General features: G+C 42.3%; 19 protein-coding genes. 7 read left to right on the forward strand and 12 right to left on the reverse strand.

Annotation, left to right across the window (positions count from 1 at the left end):
- Nucleotides 1–149 precede the first annotated feature (149 nt).
- Together LN995_RS07425 and LN995_RS07430 are read left to right on the forward strand one after the other, a co-directional pair.
- Nucleotides 150–878 carry a DUF4197 domain-containing protein gene (locus LN995_RS07425; protein ID WP_229959930.1) on the forward strand — a complete coding sequence of 243 codons (729 nt, stop codon included), beginning with the start codon at nucleotides 150–152 and terminating at the stop codon, nucleotides 876–878.
- A 141-nt stretch (nucleotides 879–1019) separates the two neighbouring features.
- Entirely contained in the window at nucleotides 1020–2303 is a 1284-nt protein-coding gene (locus LN995_RS07430) for an erythromycin esterase family protein (RefSeq protein WP_229959932.1), read from the forward strand.
- Nucleotides 2304–2412: 109 nt separating this feature from the next.
- Here LN995_RS07430 and LN995_RS07435 read toward each other — a convergent pair whose 3' ends face one another.
- Nucleotides 2413–2979, reverse strand: a complete 567-nt coding sequence (locus LN995_RS07435; RefSeq protein WP_229959934.1) for a hypothetical protein — start codon at nucleotides 2977–2979, stop codon at nucleotides 2413–2415.
- 453 nt (nucleotides 2980–3432) lie between these two features.
- Between LN995_RS07435 and LN995_RS07440 the strand changes: the two genes are divergently transcribed.
- Nucleotides 3433–4050 carry a DUF4403 family protein gene (locus tag LN995_RS07440; RefSeq protein WP_229959935.1) on the forward strand — a complete coding sequence of 206 codons (618 nt, stop codon included), beginning with the start codon at nucleotides 3433–3435 and terminating at the stop codon, nucleotides 4048–4050.
- A 538-nt stretch (nucleotides 4051–4588) separates the two neighbouring features.
- Here the strand turns inward: LN995_RS07440 and LN995_RS07445 are convergent.
- From LN995_RS07445 to LN995_RS07490, 11 genes are all read right to left on the reverse strand, one after another.
- Entirely contained in the window at nucleotides 4589–5326 is a 738-nt protein-coding gene (locus LN995_RS07445) for a hypothetical protein (protein ID WP_229959937.1), read from the reverse strand.
- Complete coding sequence (locus LN995_RS21865) at nucleotides 5301–5630, reverse strand: TonB-dependent receptor plug domain-containing protein (protein ID WP_317206934.1); 330 nt, start codon at nucleotides 5628–5630, stop codon at nucleotides 5301–5303. Before LN995_RS21865 ends, LN995_RS07445 begins: the two co-directional genes overlap by 26 nt.
- Nucleotides 5599–6213: a carboxypeptidase-like regulatory domain-containing protein gene (locus LN995_RS21870; RefSeq protein ID WP_262910432.1), complete on the reverse strand. Its 615-nt coding sequence runs from the start codon at nucleotides 6211–6213 to the stop codon at nucleotides 5599–5601. Before LN995_RS21870 ends, LN995_RS21865 begins: the two co-directional genes overlap by 32 nt.
- A 170-nt stretch (nucleotides 6214–6383) precedes the next feature.
- A complete protein-coding gene (locus tag LN995_RS07455) occupies nucleotides 6384–6665 on the reverse strand; it encodes a hypothetical protein (protein WP_229959939.1) in 282 nt (93 codons plus the stop codon).
- Between the two features lie 442 nt (nucleotides 6666–7107).
- On the reverse strand, nucleotides 7108–8070 hold the full coding sequence (locus LN995_RS07460) for a calcium/sodium antiporter (RefSeq protein ID WP_229959941.1): 963 nt from the start codon (nucleotides 8068–8070) through the stop codon (nucleotides 7108–7110).
- Nucleotides 8071–8180: 110 nt separating this feature from the next.
- Nucleotides 8181–8888: a YebC/PmpR family DNA-binding transcriptional regulator gene (locus tag LN995_RS07465; protein ID WP_229959943.1), complete on the reverse strand. Its 708-nt coding sequence runs from the start codon at nucleotides 8886–8888 to the stop codon at nucleotides 8181–8183.
- A gap of 325 nt (nucleotides 8889–9213) precedes the next feature.
- Nucleotides 9214–9858, reverse strand: coding sequence for an ABC transporter ATP-binding protein (locus tag LN995_RS07470; protein ID WP_229959945.1), 645 nt, complete (start codon nucleotides 9856–9858; stop codon nucleotides 9214–9216).
- Nucleotides 9848–10639 (reverse strand): acyl-ACP--UDP-N-acetylglucosamine O-acyltransferase, encoded by a 792-nt coding sequence (gene lpxA, locus LN995_RS07475; protein ID WP_229959946.1) that lies wholly within the window; start codon nucleotides 10637–10639, stop codon nucleotides 9848–9850. The genes LN995_RS07470 and lpxA overlap by 11 nt, the downstream gene beginning before the upstream one ends.
- Nucleotides 10636–12030, reverse strand: coding sequence for a bifunctional UDP-3-O-[3-hydroxymyristoyl] N-acetylglucosamine deacetylase/3-hydroxyacyl-ACP dehydratase (locus LN995_RS07480; RefSeq protein ID WP_229959948.1), 1395 nt, complete (start codon nucleotides 12028–12030; stop codon nucleotides 10636–10638). The genes lpxA and LN995_RS07480 overlap by 4 nt, the downstream gene beginning before the upstream one ends.
- Nucleotides 12031–12219: 189 nt before the next feature.
- Entirely contained in the window at nucleotides 12220–13242 is a 1023-nt protein-coding gene (gene lpxD, locus LN995_RS07485) for a UDP-3-O-(3-hydroxymyristoyl)glucosamine N-acyltransferase (RefSeq protein ID WP_229959950.1), read from the reverse strand.
- A 447-nt stretch (nucleotides 13243–13689) separates the two neighbouring features.
- A complete protein-coding gene (locus tag LN995_RS07490; RefSeq protein ID WP_229959952.1) occupies nucleotides 13690–14919 on the reverse strand; it encodes an HD domain-containing protein in 1230 nt (409 codons plus the stop codon).
- A gap of 297 nt (nucleotides 14920–15216) precedes the next feature.
- On the opposite strand from LN995_RS07490, the gene porX reads away from it, so the two are divergent.
- The 4 genes from porX (at nucleotide 15217) to nuoL (ending at nucleotide 20934) form a co-directional block, all read left to right on the forward strand.
- The gene (porX, locus tag LN995_RS07495) at nucleotides 15217–16773 is read left to right on the forward strand and encodes a T9SS response regulator signal transducer PorX (protein WP_229959954.1); all 1557 of its coding nucleotides are present in this window, start codon (nucleotides 15217–15219) and stop codon (nucleotides 16771–16773) included.
- Nucleotides 16774–16775: 2 nt separating this feature from the next.
- A complete protein-coding gene (tsaE, locus tag LN995_RS07500; protein ID WP_377468898.1) occupies nucleotides 16776–17222 on the forward strand; it encodes a tRNA (adenosine(37)-N6)-threonylcarbamoyltransferase complex ATPase subunit type 1 TsaE in 447 nt (148 codons plus the stop codon).
- Nucleotide 17223: 1 nt separating this feature from the next.
- A complete protein-coding gene (locus LN995_RS07505) occupies nucleotides 17224–18450 on the forward strand; it encodes an alanine dehydrogenase (protein WP_229959956.1) in 1227 nt (408 codons plus the stop codon).
- Nucleotides 18451–18747: 297 nt separating this feature from the next.
- Complete coding sequence (gene nuoL / locus LN995_RS07510; protein WP_229959958.1) at nucleotides 18748–20934, forward strand: NADH-quinone oxidoreductase subunit L; 2187 nt, start codon at nucleotides 18748–18750, stop codon at nucleotides 20932–20934.
- The last annotated feature ends 5 nt before the right edge of the window (nucleotides 20935–20939 follow it).

The raw sequence follows: 20939 nt of genomic DNA on the forward strand, positions 1-20939 counted from the left end.
TTGTCTAAGCATTATAAGCTGTTTTAGCTGGCATTAACTTTTGCCTGTGTTTCCGTAAAAGTCTGGCAGTGCATCTTTTTGTTTTGATCAGGGTTATAAAAAAATCTTTAAGATAGACTCCTTCAATTTTTACTAATAAATTATTACTTATGAGAAAACTAGTTTACGCTTCCTTTATTGCTTTGGCTATGTCTGCGGCTGCATGTACTGTGGCTGATGTACAACGCACTGTAGATGGTGTGTTGGCAGGTACAGGAGGTACTCTTACCCGTGATGAGGTAGCGAATGGATTGAAACAAGCTCTTGAAGTTGGTATAAAAAAAGGCTCTGATCAGGCTTCAGAGGAAAATGGATATTACAGAAACCCCCTTATTCGCATTCCATTTCCGGAAGATGTGCAGCGGGTAGAGAATACATTGCGGCAAATAGGCTTAGGTAACCAGGTAGATAAATTTGTGCTTACCTTAAACCGTGGAGCCGAGGATGCCGCTAAAAGTGCTGTACCCATTTTTGTCAGTGCTATTCAACAAATGACCATAGCTGATGCCTGGGCTATTCTGAAAGGTGATAAAGATGCGGCCACACAATATCTGAAGCGTACAACGTCACAGCAACTTTATAATGCCTTTAACCCGGTGATGGTAAAATCTTTGGAAAAAACAAATGCCACAAAATACTATGCCGATATTGTGACGCAGTATAATAAGGTGCCGTTGGTACAGAAAGTAAACCCTGATCTGGATGATTATGCTACACAAAAAGCAATAGATGGTCTCTTTGTGCTGATTGCGCAGGAAGAGGAGAATATTCGCGAGAATCCGGTTGCCCGAACAACGGAGTTGTTAAAAAGGGTGTTCTCAAGTCAGAATCAGTCTTAGGCTTAGTTAAAGTACTTTTGTCTGTTTTGCCCCCGCTCTACTTAAAAGTAAAGCGGGGGCTTTTTTATGGAACATAAAGTGCTCAATAAAAGTACAATACACCAATTTTAAGGTACATAACAGCACTAGCACAAATTAGCTATGGAAAACAAACGAATAAAATATAATCCTATTACCAAAGAGAGAGATCTGGATGTGCTAATTGAAGAGATCGGCGATGCACGGGTTGTTATGCTGGGGGAAGCCTCTCATGGTACATCAGAGTACTATACCTGGCGAGCAGCCATCTCTAGACGCCTGGTTGAAGAAAAAGGATTTAGCTTTATCTCAGTGGAGGGAGACTGGCCGGAGTGCTATGCTGTTAATCGCCTGGTAAAAGGTTACCGGGACTCAGGCAGCAAGATAGCCGATGTGTTGCAGGTATATAGGCGCTGGCCTACGTGGATGTGGGCGAACTGGGAAGTAGCTGCACTGATAGAATGGATGCGGGAAAATAACCACCTGCGTACCGGGAATAATAAAGTTGGTTTCTATGGGCTGGACGTGTACAGTCTTTGGGAGTCGCTGGACCAGATACTGAATTACCTGGAGCGGAACGATGGCCAAACAGCCGATGCTGCCCGTAATGCCATTAATTGTTTTGAGCCATTCAACAGAGATCCGCAGAATTATGCCCGTGCCACCGCTTTTGTTCCAACTGACTGCGAGAAAGAAGTAATAGAAATGCTGCAGCGCATCTCAAAGCAGCCTACGTTTACCGATGATCCGGAGAATGACTTTAACACGAAACAAAATGCCCTGGTAGCGGTAAATGCCGAAAAATATTACAGAGCAATGATAAGGGGAGGAGCAGACTCCTGGAACGTGCGCGACAGCCACATGATGGAGACACTGGACCGCCTATTGGAGTTTCATGGTCCGGAATCCAAAGCCATTGTTTGGGAGCACAACACACACATTGGCGATGCCAGTGCTACCGATATGGCCGATGATGGCATGTATAATATAGGGCAGCTGGCCCGGGAGAAATACGGCAGAGAAAATGTGAAGCTGGTAGGCTTTGGAACTTACCAAGGCTCTGTTATTGCTGGTAAATCATGGGGAGCACCTATGCAGAAAATGGAAGTGCCTCCTGCTGCCAAAGGTAGCTGGGAAGAAATGCTTCACAGCCTGAGTACGGATGATAAAATCATTCTCTCCAAAGACCTAAAGGAAATACCAGAACTGCAGAGGCGAATTGGTCATAGGGCCATAGGCGTGGTGTATGATGCAAAGTTTGAGCAGTATGGCAATTACGTGCCTACTGTTATTCCGGAAAGGTATGATGCTTTTCTGTACTTTGATGAAACGGAAGCTGTTCACCCATTGCACATGAAAAACAAAGGAAGTAATAAAGAACCTGATTTATATCCGTGGAACCGGTAACAGCTTTATCTTTAAGCCCTTTTAATGGATAATGGAAATAAGCTATAAATGCTGTAGTTCAGGTGCCTTTTAGTATTTTATCATAAAGTATAATAGAAGGCACCTGCACTTAATTCAGAGTTCGAATGTGTGCAGCAGTTTTAGATGCTCCTGTACAACCTGTTATGTCTTTAAATTGCTTAGTGAAGTTAGAAAGCGTGTTAAAGCCACTATCGTAACCCATTTGGATAATGTTTATATCTTCTTCATTTAAGCGCTGCAGGCATGGCCTATCCGTATTCACTAAGGAAGTCAGAAAAAGCTTTGTTCGCCCTGAATTTAAAGTAGGGGTAAAAGAACTTAAAGACACATTAGCTATGGGGACAACCTCTTCTAAACTTACTTTTTTCTTAAAGTTCTTTATAATGTGTTCATAAACACGGCTCATTTGGTCTGTCCCCGATTCCTTGATCAGTTTAACATATTCTGAATGGGCAATTGAAGAGCAATCTGTTGAAAGGGCAAGTATATGAAGTATCTTTAACAGCTGAATAATACTTTCTACTCCTTTCAGGTGCAGCAAATCAATCATCATCCGGCTAATGCAGCGGTTTGTCTTACCGTTTATTTCTAAACCTAGTCTAGCTCTATGAAATAAACGATGAATACTCTTTAATTCCTCTTTTGCTGAATACATCCTCCCCAAAAGTTTTCTTGAAAATAGATGACGATACCTCTGCTTGATAAACTGCTTGTTTCCTCAAAGCACTTGTTGTCATTCCGCCACAAATGAGGCAGGTTAGGCCTTTAAGGACCAGGTCGTGTTCTTTGAAAGTCTTTGTGTTGTCTCCTGCAAAGCGGGTTCCTCTGCCTTCTAATACCAGAAACAACTGATGCTCCTGGTAAAAGTGCCGGTTTCTGTAAAAGTAGGGCGCTTCTCTTTAGTCTATATATGCCTTGATTTATTTTAAAACTTGTTGATAATTAATATAAAGTATATAAGAAGTTAGCATGGCAAGACGATGTCTTAAGCCTCAAACATTCGTTTGAGGCTTTTTTTTTCTACATTTGGCAAGTCTATAAGACTTTGGGCAGTAGTTGGTAAAGTACTATATTTCTTTAACTGACAAAGTGCCATCTGCATTTACCTATGGATAATCCGATTAAAATTTATGTGCCGGTAAAAGTTACATACTCGGCTTTGGAAGATGTGTTGAAGAAGCAAGTGGTTGGTGAATATATTCCTAAACCAGATGAAGGAGATAGTATAGCACCATATGCGCAAATTCTGGATGTTAGACTCGAAGAGACCAACTCAGATGCTTATAATATTGGCCTTAGGATTAGATTAAGAGTTCTCCGCACAGTATTGAAACGGGATCAGGTTGATCTGCAAGTACAGGTAAGCCTCGATTATGATAATACAATGCAACAGCTATTTGTCCGGAAGTTTAGATTGGAATCTAAAACCTCTAGCGGTTTCTATAATACAGCATTAGAAGTACTGGCAAATAAGGTGGCTTATAATCAAATCTTAAAAAAGGCAAAGGCTAACTTGGCAGAGATCATAGCTGGAGAAGTGAAAAAGGTCAACGAACTGTTGAAAAAAGGGCTTGATCTGAAAGGGCTTAATCTTTTGGGAACTGTAAATGAGATTCAAGTACATGATATTACTCCTATGCCAGATCATGTGTCGCTTTCCTTTGAACTGCAAGGGAAACTGGAAGTGGCTATTTCTGATCTAATTAGTTTCATGCCTGCCAAATAAGGGACTCGTGGTTGTCAAAAGCAAAAGCAGTTATAATGGGTATATACTCTGAAAGTTGCAATCGGTAAAACACATTGAAAAATTATAAGCATAAACAGCTTTAAAAGCATTAAACCGGTTCTCTTTATGGTGGAGCGGTGTTTCTGTCAGAAGGTCCTCATGAATTTATTTCCCCAGATACACAAGGAGCAGGGCACTTCGGAAATCTATTTTACATCTTCTGTGTTTCTTGGCTTCTTTGTGGAAACTTTTGAAACCGCCTGTCGGTGTACTGATGCAGCCTGACTGGAGGTGTGACGTTGCTAGACAAACATAAACTAAGGTAGCTTATGCAGGCAGGTCCCTTTGCTTAAGCCAATTGTTACCTTTAATTATAGTTGTAGATGACTCTGCCAAACAGCGAGGCAAGTGTTTCCTGATACTCACTTCCCCAGAAAAACTGGTTTTCATTCGATACAGGGAAAGCCAGTGATGCATCATCTAAATGTTCTACCGGAATACCAGATTTTGTACCGCCTTGCTCTTCTCCATAGTTACATTACGCAGAAGTACCAATCAGTGCTGTAAAGTTGTGTAAGCCAAATGAGCGATTATAAGAGGCTGTATTTTCCCAGAGCCAAAACATGCCCCTGTTGGCATTACGGGTATAATCATTTAAGGTGTTATTAAACGTGCCACTTAAATAGTAGACAGGTGAGAAGCTTTGATCGCCCCAAAAGGAGAGGTCTACACCTATGTTTGACCTTAAGCGAAGCCCCGTAGTAGGTTCTATTTCAGCAAAAGCATTACCCACAATTTTATCAGACCAGCCTTTACTTTGCGCAACTGCCAGTGCTGCAACCGGGTTCAGAATCTCAGAGAATACGTTCTGAGATATACCATAAGGTCTGCCATAGACATCTCGTACGACAGGCTGGTCGGTGAAAGGAGGGGCGTTTAACCGGGATGGGTCTGTTTCAACAACAGGTGTGAGTGGGGCCATGTTGATAGCTCTGTTAAGAGGAGCTCCCCATTCGCTATTAGGGTCTATACCTACGGAGGAGGTGCGGGTATAGCCTATGTTATTGCCAAACGTAATGGCCTTGGTTATCTTATGGTTTGAGTTGAGCCTTAAAGTAAATCTCTCATACTGCGAGTTGGATGGCGCTACACTTCCCTCCTGATCAAGGTAGCCGAAAGAGGCATAAAACGTAGATTTTTCTCCTCCGCCAGAAAGGCTTAGTTCATTATTCTGAATGCGAGCATCGTCGCTAAAGACAGTTAGTACCTTGGCCAAGTGCTGCAGGATCAGGTAAGCGTATGCCTCCTCCGTTTGCAACGCTTGCTTCGTTATATAGTGTAGCATATTCGCGTGCGTTCAGAAGATCCAGCTTACGCCAAGGCGCCTGAGTGCCGACATAACCATTATAGTTAACTGTCATTTGGCCGCTTTTACCTTTTTTGGTGGTAACTATAATCACACCGTTTGCTGCTCGGGCACCATAAATGGCAGCAAATGCAGCATCTTTCAGTACCTCAATCGACTCAATATCAGCTTGGTTCAAATAGTCAATACCACCGCCAACCTGTACACCATCCACAATATAAAGTGGTAATGGTAGTGGTACCACGTACTCTTACAGTAGAGGCCGCTCCAGGTTGCCCTGAACTAGAGGTAATGGTTAAGCCTGATGTTCTTCCCTGCAATGCCTGCTCTACACGTGTAACAGGCATGTTTTCCAGGTCTTCAGCACCAACCTTGGAAATAGCTCCAGTAACCACGCTTTTTTTCTGTTCTCCGTAACCTATAACAACCACCTCTTCCAAAGCTTTGGCATCGGTATTTAAGGTGATATTAACAGAAGTTGTACCAGGTGCTACAGAAACTTCTTTAGTAACAAATCCTATGTAAGATACTACAAATGTACCTCCTTCATCGGGTACTACGATAGTGTAATTACCTCTTGCATCTGTTATGATGACTGTTGAACTTCCTTTTAAAGCTACGCTTGCACCAATTAGAGGCTCACCTTCCTCAGAAGTTACTTTACCTGTAACAGTACTGGCATAACTACTAATGTTAACCATTGGGTAAGTTTTACTTATGTCTTCTGCATAAGAAACTGTGTTTATACAGGTTGTTGTAATTGCATAGTTAACTGCTATGTAGAAATATTTTCTCATAAACTTTTAGTTGAATTTAAAAGGTCCTTTGTTTTTTCAATAGTGTTGGGATATTCTATTTTAATATTTACATATGTTTGATCGTTAGGTAGATGAAGCGTGCCTTACTTAATAAAAGTTTAAGGGTATAAATTTTGCAACTGTTTTTATTCTTAGAGCATGTTTAAATTTTAGAAAGGGGTGAAAAAGTGCGAGTCAGTCCGTAAGCTAAAAGTGACCAAACTGTAAAGCTTATGGAATCTCACTATCTGCACCGGATGGGGGAAATCCTGGCTGATGCGGCCTATGAGCAGGTAATTAGGGAATGGGTTGAAGAGAACCTGTTGGGAGTGGAACTGGAGATTAGCTCCAAACCACCAGGCACGGAAGGCTTCGTGCCCGTCAAGTGGAGGTGGGTCACGGAGCGGGCTCTCGGCATGTTCAACTTCTTCCTCAGGCTGGATAAGGACCACGAAAAGACACCTGAAAGTGCTCAAAGTTGGGTACTGTGGCATAATTGTCAAATCACATTAACTAGAATAAGTTAATTGTCAGATACTTAAAATTTAAACATGCTATAAGAGAACTAGTAATGCAAAGCTAGTAAAGATGTTGATTGCTTACGAATGTTAGGGTGCGGTTTAGCTACTTTAGGGCTCCGTCATTACTACTTCATATTAGCTTTTTGGCCTGCTATGGGCTTTTTTGAAACAATAGAGCATGATTTTATGCTAGTAAGCTTTGCCAGGAGTGGCTTGTGAGTTTGTTAACTGGCGTAATGTTATTTTGCCTTTGCGGCTACGCTAAAAGGTGATTTTACTGAACAGGCCAAGTTGTCGCCTCTAAAACCTGTCACTTATAAAACCTGCTTATATGAGTATGAAAGCGGGACTATTTTTGAAAATCAGCGAAGGTCTAGCCTCTTTGTATTAGAAAGAAAATATAGCCGATATAGATAAACAAAAAAAGAATGCCATTCCAGCGATCGATGGTGTTTCTCTTGCCAATTGGCATGGCGAGAATAGGAAGAGTGCTGGCAAAGATCATCATTAATATATCGAAGTTACTTACGACACTAAAAGGTATGGGGTTGATGACAGCACTTATACCAAGTATCCAGAGTAAGTTAAAAATATTGGACCCAACGACATTGCCAACTGCAATATCGATGTTCCGGCGGTAAGCAGCCATAGCAGAGGTAACCAGTTCCGGCAATGATGTTCCAATGGCTACAATAGTGAGCCCGATAAAGGATTCGCTAAGGCCAAATGTCTGTGCTATATTTATAGCTCCATCAACAACCCATTTGCCTCCCAGAAACAGACCACAGCCTCCTAAGAGTATAAACATAACAGACTTACCCATTGGCATAACTGTTATCTCCTCATCCTGATCAGACCCATCGTTATTGGTTTTGGATATATTATAGATGTAAGCCATAAACAGCAAAAAGAAGAACAGCAGGATAAAGCCGTCCGGGCGGCTAATGTGCAGCTCTGAATCGTTACTGAACAACACAGCATTAGCCAAAAAACCAACCAGTAAGGTAGCAATAAGTGAGAAAGGTATTTCGGTAAGTATAGTATTCCGCTGAATAGGTAAAGGGCAAATAAGGGCCGTTACACCTAATATTAAAAGTAAGTTAGCTACATTGCTGCCAAATACGTTACCTACTGCCAACTCAGACTGCCCGGCCATACTGGATAGGATGTTTATAATAAGCTCTGGAAGAGAAGTGCCAAAAGAAACAATAGTAAGTCCTACTACCATTTCAGATATGTTATAACGTTTTGCTATAGAGGAGGCTCCCTCCACCAAAACATCAGCGCCTTTGATTAGTAAAACAAAGCCTATTATGAACAATATATAAACAAGCATGCAGTGCTAACTTAGGTAAAACAATTATCCGGCTGTACAGCCTTGTAAAAGAAATGGCTGCTCTCTGCAGATCGCCTTGAGCAGCCACTTATATTTAAAATCAGGAGCGGTTATTGCATATTATGGTATACCGCCTGTATGTCGTCATCCTCTTCCAGCCTTTCAATCAGGTTCATTACTTCTTCTTCCTGCTCTTCTGTTAACTCTGTTCTGGTTGTGGGGATGCGTTGCACCTCTGAACTGATCACATTCAAGCCTTTTTCTTCAAGCCCTTTTTGCATAGTGCCAAATTCGGTGAAAGGAGTTTCTATGATAATCTCTTCCTCATGCTCATAAATATCATCTGCACCAAAGTCAATCAGTTCCAGCTCCAGTTCTTCTAGGTTAATACCTTCAGCAGGAATTTTGAAAATCCCTTTACGGTCAAACAAGAAGTCAAGAGAACCTGTTTTACCTAAAGACCCTCCACCTTTTGAGAAGTGCATGCGCACATTGGCAACAGTACGGTTCAGGTTATCAGTAGCGCATTCTACTACTACAGCAATACCATGCGGTGCGTAGCCTTCATATACTACTTCTTCGTAGTCTTTTTCTTCTTTAGATGATGCTCTTTTGATGGCCGCTTCAATGCGGTCTTTAGGCATGTTTACGCCTTTTGCGTTTTGGATAGCTGTACGGAGGCGGGAGTTAGTTTCAGGGTTTGGGCCTGATTCTTTTACTGCGATAACTATTTCTTTGCCTAGGCGGGTAAATGCCTTAGACATTTTGTCCCAACGCTTAAACTTACGAGCCTTTCTAAATTCAAATGCGCGTCCCATAGTGTATGTTTAAAGATATGCTACAAAGTTAGCGAGCTTGCTTGTAATTTGGTAGTACCAGAGCTAAAATCGTTGTTTGTACCTGTTAATTTTTGCTTAGCCTTTGGGCTTTAGACCATTACCTGGGCTAGAGGTAGCCTAAGCTTTTTGCTGTTATCAGGTTAAGCTTTTACTCAAAAAGTATCTCAATAGCTTCTTTACATACAGAATTCAAAGCCTTAATCAGGAAGAGTTAGAAACTGAAATTGGTTACGTAAAACAAAAGTACTGGAATAATGTGATATCAGGCTTGATGTAAAGGCTTTCAATCAAGAAAGCAACTAAGTTAAAAAAGCTTATTTTTTCTCTGTACCGGATGGAAATCAGTAATGTTCAGCTGCTGATCGCAGAAAGCATATTCATGTGAAATGTTAGAGCCTACTATAATCAGTCTGTCCTTCTTATTTTGCTCCACGTGCTCCTGATACCAAGAGATTCCTTCCTGGTCAAGATTAGTGGTCGGTTCGTCAAGCAGTAGAAGTGAGGTGTCAGAGTAAATTGCCAGCCCCAGTTTAAGGCGCTGCTTCATCCCGGACGAGAAATCCTTCACAAACTTATTGCGGGCTTTTTGCAGGCCCATGCGTTCTACTAATTGTTGGTTTGTCAGACTAAGGCGAAGTGGCTTAAAGCGGGTATGGAAATCAAGCATTTCCAGTAGGGTGAACTCTTCTACCAGTTCCATGTATGGTGCTGTAAGCGAGAGATGGCGGAAAGCGGTTTCAGGGGCTACTGTTTTATCTTTTTCAGTATAAGTTATATCGCCTTCGCTGTGCAGGTTATAGCCTGCCAGAATTGTGAGAAGAGTGGACTTTCCGGAGCCGTTATGTCCTAATATGGCGTAGGAAGTGCCTGGCTTAAAGGTATAAGTCAGGTTCCGGAAAATCCACTCGTAGTTATATCGTTTACCTAAATTACTTAGGCTAATCTGCATCTTTAGAAAAATAGCTCTTTATTATTCCTCGGCCAGAGTTGCGCACAAAGTTGCTAATCTCATCACGCTCACTGCTTGGTGAAAGCTCCAGCTCTATTTTATCAAGTGCCTGCGTGTTATTCAGGCCACTCATAAACAGGATACGGTACAGCTGTTGCACTTCGTTTATCTGTTCGCTTGTAAAGCCTCTGCGGCGCAAGCCAACGGAGTTAATACCAGCATAAGATAAAGGTTCACGTGCTGCTTTTACAAAAGGAGGAACATCTTTAAGTACTTTAGAGCCACCGGATATAAAGGCGTGTGCTCCTATTTTTACAAATTGATGTACTGCACTGGTAGCACTGATAATAGCAAAATTATCTATTTCCACATGGCCGGCCATTTGTACAGCATTGCCAATAATACAGTTGTTGCCAACTATGCAGTCGTGTGCTACGTGAGCATAAGCCATGATAAGGCAGTTTTTACCAACCACGGTCTTCATTTTATCAACAGTGCCACGGCTAATAGTAACACACTCCCGGATTACGGTGTTGTCACCAATAACAGCGGTAGTTTCCTCGCCCACAAATTTGAGGTCCTGTGGAATAGAGGCGACAACCGCTCCAGGAAAAATCTTGCAGTTTTTACCGATTCGGGCACCTTCCATAATAACAGAGTTTGACCCGATCCAGGTGCCTTCACCAATCTCTACATTTTTATGAATAGTGGCAAAAGGCTCTACTACTACATTTTGTGCAATTTTAGCTTCTGGGTGAATGTATGCTAATGGCTGGTTCATGCGTCTTTTTTTACTATCATTGCCGACATTTCCGCTTCCATTACCAGTTGGCCCGCTACAAAAGCCTGACCAAACATTTTGGCAATACCACGCTTGATGGGAGCCAGCAGTTCACATTTAAATATTATTGTATCACCTGGAAGCACTTTGCGCTTGAAGCGGCACCTGTCAATACCAAGCAGGTAAGACCAGTAATCATCAGGGTTATCTACAGTGCTTAAAACCAAAATGCCGCCTGTCTGTGCCATTGCCTCAATCTGAATTACACCTGGCATAACAGGGTTTTCAGGAAAGTGGCCGGTAAAGAAAGGCTCATTCATGGTTACATTTTTAACACCTACAACAGAAGTAGCATCCAGGTTGATTATCTTATCAATCAGCAGGAATGGATAGCGGTGTGGTAAAATGGCCGCTATCTGGTTAATATCCATAATAGGCGGCTTCTTTGGGTCGTATGTAGGTATTGCTTTTACCGAAGCCTCCTGGATCATTTTCTTTACCTTACGGGCAAACGCTATGTTAGCAGCATGTCCTGGTCTGGCTGCCAGAATCTGCCCCTTTATCGGGCGTCCTATCAGGGCAAGATCGCCGAGCATATCCAGCAGTTTATGGCGGGCTGGCTCATTTTTATAGCGTAACTTGGTGTTGTTCAGAATACCTTCAGCCTTTACCTCTACTTTCTTTTTGCCAAGCAAATCAGCCAGGTACGTTAATTCACCATCCTCTACAACACGGTCCACAATTACAATGGCATTATCCAGGTCACCGCCTTTAATAAGGTTTTGCTTATAAAGAGCCTCTAATTCATGTAAAAAAACAAAAGTGCGGCAGGAGGCAATCTGCTCTTCAAACTGATTTATATTTGTAAGAGAGGCATGCTGGCTTCCTAGCACTGGGGAGTTATAGTCAACCATAACCGTCAGGCGGTAGTCATCCAGCGGAAGAGCTGCTATTTCTACTCCTCGCTTTTCGTCTTTATAGCTTACCCCTTTGGTGATTTCAAAGTAATTGCGGTGCGCATTTTGCTCCTCCAGGCCGACTGATAAAAGAGCATTTACAAAATCAACAGAAGAGCCATCCATAATAGGGGGCTCTGGGCCGTCTAGCTCTATAAGAACATTATCGATTTGCAGACCAACCAAAGCTGCGAGTGTATGCTCAACTGTGTTTACCCGAGCCCCATTCTTCTCAATAGTAGTACCTCTGGACAGGTCTACCACATTGTCAACATCTGCTTCAACTATAGGCTGTTCAGGCAAATCAATTCGCTGAAACTTGTAACCGTGGTTTACAGGTGCAGGCTTGAAAGTCATGTTAGATTCTACGCCAGTATGCAATCCTATTCCCGATACCGTTACAGGAGCCTTTATGGTATGCTGTTTATCGTTCATTTAACGTATCAGTAGTCTTATAAAAGTGCTAGCTTTATTTTAGTTAGAATAGCAACCGTGTGACTGCCAGCTTCTGATGCAGCAAACAATAAATACTGCTGTCCTCTTTATGCTTGCAAACATAAGGTTTTATATTTGGCCTTGCCACTTTATTTTTAAGAGCGCCCTGTGCTGCTTGTAGAAAGTAATTTATTTACCTGCTTTAAGCGCTTCCAGGTCGCGCTGTAATTCTGGTAGCTTTCTGAAAACTGTTAAGGCACGTAAATTCTGCTTATAATCAAACGCAGGTGAGCCTTGTATAATAGTACCTGACTCTTTCACGGATTTGGAAACACCCGATTGTGCACCTACAGTGGTTTTATCGGCTATACTTATATGTCCTACTATACCTACCTGGCCAGCTATTACACAGTGCTTTCCTATTTTGGAAGAGCCCGAAACCCCGGATTGCGAAGCAATAACCGTATGAGCGCCGACTTCCACGTTATGGGCGATTTGTACCAGGTTATCAATTTTAGTGCCTTTCCTGATAACAGTAGCCCCCATGGTTGCACAGTCTATTGTTGTGTTGGCCCCAACAGATACCTCATCTTCCAGTACAACATTACCGATTTGAGGAATTGCGTTATAACTTCCATCTGGCTGAGGCGCAAATCCAAAACCATCACTTCCAATAACAGCACCGGCATGTATTGTACAGTTGTTGCCTACAACAGTGTTGGCATAAAGTTTGGCACCTGCAAAAATAGTTGTGTTATCACCAATCTGAACATTGTCACCAATAAAGGCTTGCGGAAAGATGCGTACATTATCGCCGATTTTGCAGTTAGACCCGATATAAGAGAAAGCCCCTCTGTAGTGTCCGTCTCCAATATGGCTATTGTTCCCGATAAAGGAAGGGTCTTCTACACCTGTTTTAGAGGCCATTATGGCTGCCTGATAGTACTGTAAAAGTGTCGAGAAGCTCGAATAAGGATCAGGAACCCTTATAAGCGCTGTATTTACAGGCTTTTTCAGTTCCAGCTTTTCAGCAACAATAACAGCACTGGCATTGGTAGTATATAGGTGTGGTTCGTATTTAGGATTAGAAAGAAAAGCGAGGGCACCTTGTTGAGCCTCCTCAATTTTTGCTAGTGTGCTGACTGTTACTGTACTGTCACCTTCTATCTTGCCCTTCAGGAGCTCAGCTATCTGTTGAACCGTAAATTCCATTCTGTAAAATTATAGCAAAATATTTAATGTGCTAATGATTTGGGGGCGCAAACATACTAAAAAAGTAAACTGAGTTGCTATTTTAAACTAAGTTATATCTGCTCAATAGAATTTGTTCAATACTAAAAACAGAACATCTATCAGATAGAAATGAATAAAAGCAAGAGTGTGTTTTAAGTCTAGATAGACTTGCCTATAAACTTGTTAAAGTCTTGTTTGTTTTGCTGTTATTTTGATATCAGCTAAGGTTTTTTAGTAATAGTTTTGGGATCAAGCAAAACAACAAACTTTTATTATATTTTCGTATAGTTTATCCGTTTTAGAACATCAGCGCATTGCTATCTCTTCATTAAGTGTCTTTTTCATCCAACACCTTTGTGCCCAAATATCCTGTTAATGCTGTTCAGAGACTTAAACTAAACTGCTTCGAATTTGCCTAAAGAGGAACTAATGCGCTACCTCTTTAGGATAGCATACATAAAATTTTTCTACGTCATAGCTTAGAGCTCGAATATTAGGCAAGTCTGAGGCTTCAGCTACATCAACTACATATCCTGACTTGGTTAATATGTCTATTGATTCTCCACCAGCCTGGTAAGCGTTGTTGCTTATCTTACCAGCAATCATCAGGTATTTCACATCTTCTTCCGCTACTTTAAATTGTTCCTGCACCAGTTCGCTGATACCGAGCAGTATTTCTGGGTCTATAGGCTTGCTGGATATGACTACTTTGAACAGTCTGCGGCTTAAAATGCTTTTTGCCAGAAAGGATAAAACCATGTCATCATGGGAGGCCCACATTTTTATACCACTCCAGATATCATGGTCGTCTAGTGAAACAAAACGCTCCAGAATGCTATGGTCTGACTGAAAGTCTTGCATTGTAAGGTCCGAGGCAAGAAAAAATTTCAGGCAGGGGCTGGCGGGTACTTCTACGCCTTGCTGTATTAACTGGCGGGCACGCTGTACTGTGCGTAAAACCATGTTTTCGGCACTGATAACTGTCTTGTGCAAGTACACCTGCCAGTACATCAGGCGGCGGCTTACCAGAAAGTTCTCGATGCTGTAGATGGCTTTTTCTTCCACTACGAGCTTATCATTTGCCACATCCAGCATCTTTATGATACGATCGGCACCAATTTTGCCTTCATATACTCCGGTATAAAAACTGTCACGGTTCAGGTAGTCAAGGCGGTCTACATCCAGCTGGCTTGATACCAGTTGGTGAAAGAAGTTTCGCTCGTAAGTACCTTTGAATATATTGATTGCCATGCTCAGTCTGCCTTTAAAGGTTTCGTTTAGCATGTGCATGATGTGTAGCGAGAGGTTTTCGTGGTGAACTTCTTTAAAAATAGCTGTTTCCAGAGCATGGGAAAAAGGCCCATGGCCTACGTCATGCAGCAGAATAGCAATGAGGGAGGCTTCAAACTCTTCATCGTTGATTTGGTTATTCTTGCTTCTGAGCGTGTTCAGGGCTGTGTTCATAAGGTGCATAGCCCCAAGCGCATGATGGAAACGTGTGTGAAGCGCCCCCGGATAAACCATCTCCGTAAGGCCTAACTGCTTAATGCGGCGCAGCCGTTGGAAGTAAGGGTGATCAATGATATCGAAAATAAGCTCTGACGGAACAGTGATGAAACCGTATACAGGGTCGTTGAATATTTTTTTCTTGTTCAAAAGAAACAGGGTTTCGTTATTCGTGTTGTTTGTGTCGCTCTTGTTTTAACCAAGGCATAGGCAACAGGCAGAGAGATGAAGAGGTTAAAGCTAAGGCACTTCAATTTTGTCATTGTCCGCTTCATTAGCCTATTTTTCTCATTTGCCTAATAAAAGGCCTTTTGTTTTTTTGATACGTGATACTTTTGCCAAAGGAATAATAGTTACTTATAAAAGTCTTTTAACAAATTAACCATCAACTAAAAAGCTATATAAACTGTACTTATTACAGTAAGTTTGCTAAAACAAAAGAGAACTATGCAAAGATATAATATTTTATGGGCTGATGATGAAATAGACCTGCTCAAACCGCACATTCTGTTTTTGGAAGACAGAGGCTATGATATCACACCTGTAAACAGTGGAGCCGATGCCATTGAGAAGTTTCAGGAAAAAAGCTTTGATGTCGTGTTCCTGGATGAAAATATGCCCGGCATTAGTGGACTTGAAACCCTGAATGAGCTTAAAACTATTCGCCCTGCTGTTCCTGTTGTCATGATTACGAAAAGCGAGGAAGAGCACATTATGGAAGAAGCTATTGGTGCTAAGATTAGTGACTATCTCATTAAGCCGCTTAACCCGAACCAGGTGCTACTCTCTGTAAAAAAGATACTGGATAATAAGCGTCTGGTATCGGAGCGTACAAACATGAGTTACCAGCGCGATTTTCGTACATTGGGAATGGCTTTTGGCGAGCGCCTGAGCCCGCAGGAGTGGACTGATATCTATAAGAAGTTGGTGTATTGGGAGCTTGAAATAGACGAGACCGAAAATAAAAGTATGGCCGACGTGATAAACATGCAGAAAGACGAGGCGAACTCCAACTTTGCCAAGTTTATCATGGACAATTACGAAGAGTGGGTTAACAGAGAGTCGGATGAGGCTCCGCTCATGTCGCACCAGGTGTTTAAGGAGCGTGTGTTCCCAATGATGAAAGAGTCGAAGCAGCCTGTTTACTTCCTGCTTATAGATAACCTGCGCTACGACCAATGGAAAGTGCTGGAACCACTCATAACAGATTATTTTAATGTAGACAGCGAGGAGATGTATTATTCTATACTGCCTACTACCACCGCTTATGCGCGTAATGCCATTTTTTCTGGTATGCTGCCTTCTGAAATTGCCAAACGCTACCCTAACCTGTGGGTAAACGATGACGAGGAAGAGGGTAAGAATCTGAATGAGCCAGAGTTTCTGGATATACAGCTGCAACAAAATCGCATTAACGAAAAGTACAGCTACCATAAAATTACAAACCCTGCAGCTGGTAAAGATCTCTTAAACAAGTTTAGTAATCTGGATAACAATAAATTAAATGTTATTGTGTACAACTTCGTGGATATGCTGTCGCATGCCCGCACAGACAGTAACATGGTGCGCGAGCTGGCGCCGGATGAGTCTGCTTACCGCTCTATTACCAAATCCTGGTTCCTGCACTCGCCTTTGTTTGAGACTCTAAAGTTAATTGCTGAGAAAGGAGGCCGTCTTATTATTACCACCGACCATGGTACAGTTCGCGTGAAAAGGCCTTTCAAGATAATAGGAGACAGAAATACAAACACCAACCTGCGCTACAAGCACGGTAAAAACCTGGGCTACACCGATAAAGATGTGTTCACGGTTAAAAAGCCGGAACGATTTTTCTTGCCTAAAGCCAATGTTTCCACTACGTTTGTATTCGCGATAGAAGATCATTTCTTTGCGTACCCAAATAACTATAACTATTACGTAAACTATTACAAAGATACTTTCCAGCATGGGGGAGTGTCGTTGGAAGAGGTTATCATACCATTTGTAACGCTTTCGCCTAAGTAAGAATGTACAATACCGCAGTGGAAAAGGCCCATATAGAGATGTCGTCGTTGGCTGATTTGCCAGCGGCGGCATCTGTTCTTTTAGAGGAGGTAAGAGAAGAACCTATTGTTCTTTTTGAGGGGCCAATGGGGGCTGGTAAAACTACGCTTATCAAAGAACTTTGTCGCCAATTAGGTGTTAAGGATAACGTGAGCAGCCCTACCTTTGCACTGGTTAATGAGTACGAAGCGGAAACTGGGAAACTAATTTACCATTTTGATTTTTATAGGATTAATGATGAACGCGAAGCACTGGACGTAGGAGCTCTGGAATACTTTGACTCAGGGTCGCTTTGTCTGATTGAGTGGCCGTCACTGATTCCGAACCTGTTACCAGATCATTACCTGTTAGTTTTGCTTCAGCCTGCCGCCGAAGGTGAGGCCCGTACCATGATTATTAAAAAAGTATAGTATGCCGGAGAAATTCGCCATGGATTTTGGGAAAATAGCCACCAGTCAGGCGCTTTATCCCAAAGAGTCAATGTTGGCTGTAGAAGAGCGTCGCCGTAGCCTGTTTATTGGATTGCCCAAAGAGTCTTCTTTTCAGGAAAACCGTATTGGCTTGAACCCGGATGCTGTAAAGCAGCTGGCAGACCAGGGGCACCGCATCTGGATTGAAGCTGGAGCCGGAAGCCCCTCTAAGTATTCTGATCACGAATATTCTGAGGCCGGAGCCAGAATAGTATATTCTACAGAAGAGGTATACGAGGCTGATATGATTTTGAAGATAGCGCCCCCTACCTATGAAGAAATTGAGTATCTGCACCCAGGACAAACGCTTATTTCGGCTTTGCAATTTGGTAGCCTTACTTCAGAATACATCAACGCGCTTCTTCGCAAAAAAATCAATGCCATTTCCTTCGAGCTTATTCGTGACAAATCGGAAGCGAAGCCAGTAGTTCGTGCCATGAGTGAAATTGCTGGAAGTACTGTTATGCTTGTTGCCGCTGAATATCTAAGCAGCAGCCACGAAGGCAAGGGGGTTATTCTGGGAGGTATTACGGGAGTGCCGCCCTCTAAGGTGGTAATATTGGGAGCCGGAACAGTAGCTGAATATGCTACCAGAGCTGCTCTTGGCTTAGGTGTAGAAGTGAAGGTTTTCGATAATCAGATCTATAAGCTCCGCCGTCTAAAGAATAATATCAGTTCTCAGATCTTTACTTCTACCCTGGATAAGGCTGTTCTTTACAATGAAATAAAGCAGGCAGATGTGGTGATAGGAGCTTTGGGTGCTGAAGACGGAACCATTGCTTGTATGATAGAGGAAGATGTGGTATCGCAAATGAACCCCGGATCTATTATTATAGATGTGTGTATAGACCAGGGAGGATGTTTTGAGACATCTGAGGTTACTTCTCACAGCCGCCCTATTTACCGGAAGTACGATGTTATTCATTACTGTGTGCCTAATATAGCCTCTCGTGTTCCACGCACTGCGACAAACGCATTAAGCAATATTTTTACGCCAATTTTTACAGACATATCCAAGTATGGCGGGTTTAATGAGGTACTGTTCACTAACGATCATTATCGCACAGGTGTCTACATCTATAAAGGCAGCCTAACGAATGCGCATATAGCAAAACGTTTTGGTATGCGCTATAAAGAACTGGGGCTTATGATTGCGGTAAGAAACTAAGCATGTTCTGATTTGAAAATATTTACCTAAAGAAACCTCGTCTTTTTAGACCATTATTTTAGATACGAAGCACTATAGCGGTTGAACACCTCAACAGTTATAGTGCTTTTGCTTTTAACTTCTTAAGCTTAAAGCGATGCTCTTTTACATTTGCGATTACTTTCACCCTGGTACCTTTCTGAAAGTTAATGTTGAAAAAACTTATACAATATCATTAACTTTGCCCCCTCATTACAAGGCAGTGATTACTTTCTTAATCTTAAAACAGAGGTTGAAATAACCAAACCTTAACTATACGTGGAGCTTACCTCACTTTTAGAGCCACTGGCTGGCACCTCAGAAACCGCACTAGCTTTAGTGGTGATGTTGCTGCCATTACTGAGCTTCTTTGTGTTGATCTTCTTTGGTAAGCGCCTGCCGCGCCACGGCGACTGGCTGGGCATTAGTATGATGCTTTTGGCTTTTGCTGTATCTGTTTGGCTATTTGCTTTAACCTGGAATACCGCAATGTTCCATAGTCGTATAAACTGGTTTAGTTTACCAGCTTTCAATGGCACATTCGCATATTTTACAGCCGGAATACTTTTAGATAACCTAGCAGTGCTAATGCTTGTTATCGTGACGTTTATCTCCTCTTTAGTACAGCTTTTCTCAGTAGGGTATATGCATGGCGACGAAGGCTATAGCCGCTATTTTGCCTACCTCGGTTTGTTTACGTTCAGTATGCTGGGGATTGTGCTGGTAGATAACCTGCTATTATTATTTATGTTTTGGGAACTGGTAGGTTTTTCTTCCTACCTGCTGATAGGTTTTTGGTTTAAACGCCCTGCGGCCGTGGCGGCAAACAAAAAGGCTTTCTTAGTGAACAGAGTAGGGGACATTGGGCTGCTGATTGGGTTATTTACGCTGTACACTTACTTCCGGACTTTTGATTTGGAAGCGCTTCGTACCCTGATCAATTCAGGTAACTGGGCTGGGGGAGTGTTTACACTTTCCTATATTTTAAATGGGCAGCCCTGGCTGGTAGAGTTAAGTTCATTGCTATTAACGCTGGCTGGTTTAGGCTTGTTTATGGGGTGTGTGGGTAAGTCTGCTCAGTTTCCGTTGCAGGTGTGGCTGCCTGATGCCATGCAAGGGCCTACGCCTGTTTCGTCCTTAATTCATGCGGCTACCATGGTGGCGGCTGGTGTTTACCTGCTTGCCCGTTGCTATGCATTTTTTACAATAGATGCACTTACTGTTATTGCTGTTGTAGGAGCTATAACGGCATTACTTGGTGCTGTTGCCGCCCTCACACAATATGATATAAAAGCAGTACTTGCCTTTTCTACCACTTCTCAGCTAGGTTATATGGTGATGGGGATGGGGACAGGTGCACATGATGCTTCACTTTTTCACCTGGCGACACATGCTTTCTTCAAAGCAGCGCTGTTCTTGAATGCTGGTATTATTATTCATGCCATGCATCGGGGGCTGCACCATACGCACCAACCGGAAAATATAGATCCGCAGGATATTCGGAACATGGGCGGGCTTCGAAAAGTAATGCCGCTTACGTTTTACACATACCTGTTAGCTGCGGCTGCCCTGGTAGGTTTACCACTGTTTTCAGGTTTCCTCTCCAAAGATGCTATTTTGGCTGGTAGCTGGGCCTGGGCTCAAACCATGAGCCTTAATGGCAATAGTTTTTATTATATAGTTCCGGTCGTTGGCTTTACAGTAGTTTTGCTGACAGCTTATTACATGGGCCGCCACATGTGGTTTATGTTTTTCGGAAATTTCAGGTTGCCTTTTAATGTGGAAGAATTAAGGCTAACTGCCAAAAGAGAAGTTGAGCATGTCATGGCATTGCCTGTAGTGTTGCTGGCTTTTCTTTCTTTAGGGCTGGTTTTCTCTACCAACCCATTTAGCTTTGCCGATAGCTGGCTGATGAATGGCATTAGCTTAGAGGTGCTGTCTGCCGATAGCAGACTTTTGGCAGAAAGTCTTATCGGTGCAGTACATAGGCAGGACGAGGCTAACCATACCGCACATATAGTATTTGGCGTGGTGTCAGCTTTATTGGGAGTGTTAGGTATAGGTTTTGCTATCAGCAAGTACAGAAATAAAACCCGCGAAGCTTTAAGCCAGGAAAAACCACAAAGCACTTTTGCCAAACTATCTTATAACCATTACTACCTCGATCAATTTTATAACAGGGCGCTGGTGCAGCCAACTTTACTGGCTGGGCGTGTGCTTTACCGAAATGACAAATGGGTTATAGACAGCCTTTTGAATAATGGCAGTAAAGCATTGGTCGTGTTTTCGAAAGTAATAAAGTATTTCGACACACTTATTGTAGATGGTACTGTCTGGTTAGTAGGGGCATTATCGAGGTTGTTCGGTTACGTTGGCCTTTATCCGCAAAATGGTAAGATTCAATCATACTTTGTTTACTCACTTTTCGGATTTATTTTGATTATACTATACATCATCGTGTTTTGATGTTT

The sequence above is a fragment of the Pontibacter silvestris genome, from assembly GCF_020907275.1.
Classification (GTDB): domain Bacteria; phylum Bacteroidota; class Bacteroidia; order Cytophagales; family Hymenobacteraceae; genus Pontibacter; species Pontibacter silvestris.

Excerpts from the sequence above, each read along its gene's own strand:
- LN995_RS07425 (WP_229959930.1), top strand. The coding sequence starts at position 150 with ATGAGAAAACTAGTTTACGCTTCCTTTATTGCTTTGGCTATGTCTGCG.
- LN995_RS07430 (WP_229959932.1), top strand. The coding sequence starts at position 1,020 with ATGGAAAACAAACGAATAAAATATAATCCTATTACCAAAGAGAGAGAT.
- LN995_RS07435 (WP_229959934.1), bottom strand. The coding sequence starts at position 2,979 with ATGTATTCAGCAAAAGAGGAATTAAAGAGTATTCATCGTTTATTTCAT.
- LN995_RS07440 (WP_229959935.1), top strand. The coding sequence starts at position 3,433 with ATGGATAATCCGATTAAAATTTATGTGCCGGTAAAAGTTACATACTCG.
- LN995_RS21870 (WP_262910432.1), bottom strand. The coding sequence starts at position 6,213 with ATGAGAAAATATTTCTACATAGCAGTTAACTATGCAATTACAACAACC.
- LN995_RS07460 (WP_229959941.1), bottom strand. The coding sequence starts at position 8,070 with ATGCTTGTTTATATATTGTTCATAATAGGCTTTGTTTTACTAATCAAA.
- LN995_RS07465 (WP_229959943.1), bottom strand. The coding sequence starts at position 8,888 with ATGGGACGCGCATTTGAATTTAGAAAGGCTCGTAAGTTTAAGCGTTGG.
- LN995_RS07470 (WP_229959945.1), bottom strand. The coding sequence starts at position 9,858 with ATGCAGATTAGCCTAAGTAATTTAGGTAAACGATATAACTACGAGTGG.
- lpxA (WP_229959946.1), bottom strand. The coding sequence starts at position 10,639 with ATGAACCAGCCATTAGCATACATTCACCCAGAAGCTAAAATTGCACAA.
- LN995_RS07480 (WP_229959948.1), bottom strand. The coding sequence starts at position 12,030 with ATGAACGATAAACAGCATACCATAAAGGCTCCTGTAACGGTATCGGGA.
- lpxD (WP_229959950.1), bottom strand. The coding sequence starts at position 13,242 with ATGGAATTTACGGTTCAACAGATAGCTGAGCTCCTGAAGGGCAAGATA.
- porX (WP_229959954.1), top strand. The coding sequence starts at position 15,217 with ATGCAAAGATATAATATTTTATGGGCTGATGATGAAATAGACCTGCTC.
- tsaE (WP_377468898.1), top strand. The coding sequence starts at position 16,776 with ATGTACAATACCGCAGTGGAAAAGGCCCATATAGAGATGTCGTCGTTG.
- LN995_RS07505 (WP_229959956.1), top strand. The coding sequence starts at position 17,224 with ATGCCGGAGAAATTCGCCATGGATTTTGGGAAAATAGCCACCAGTCAG.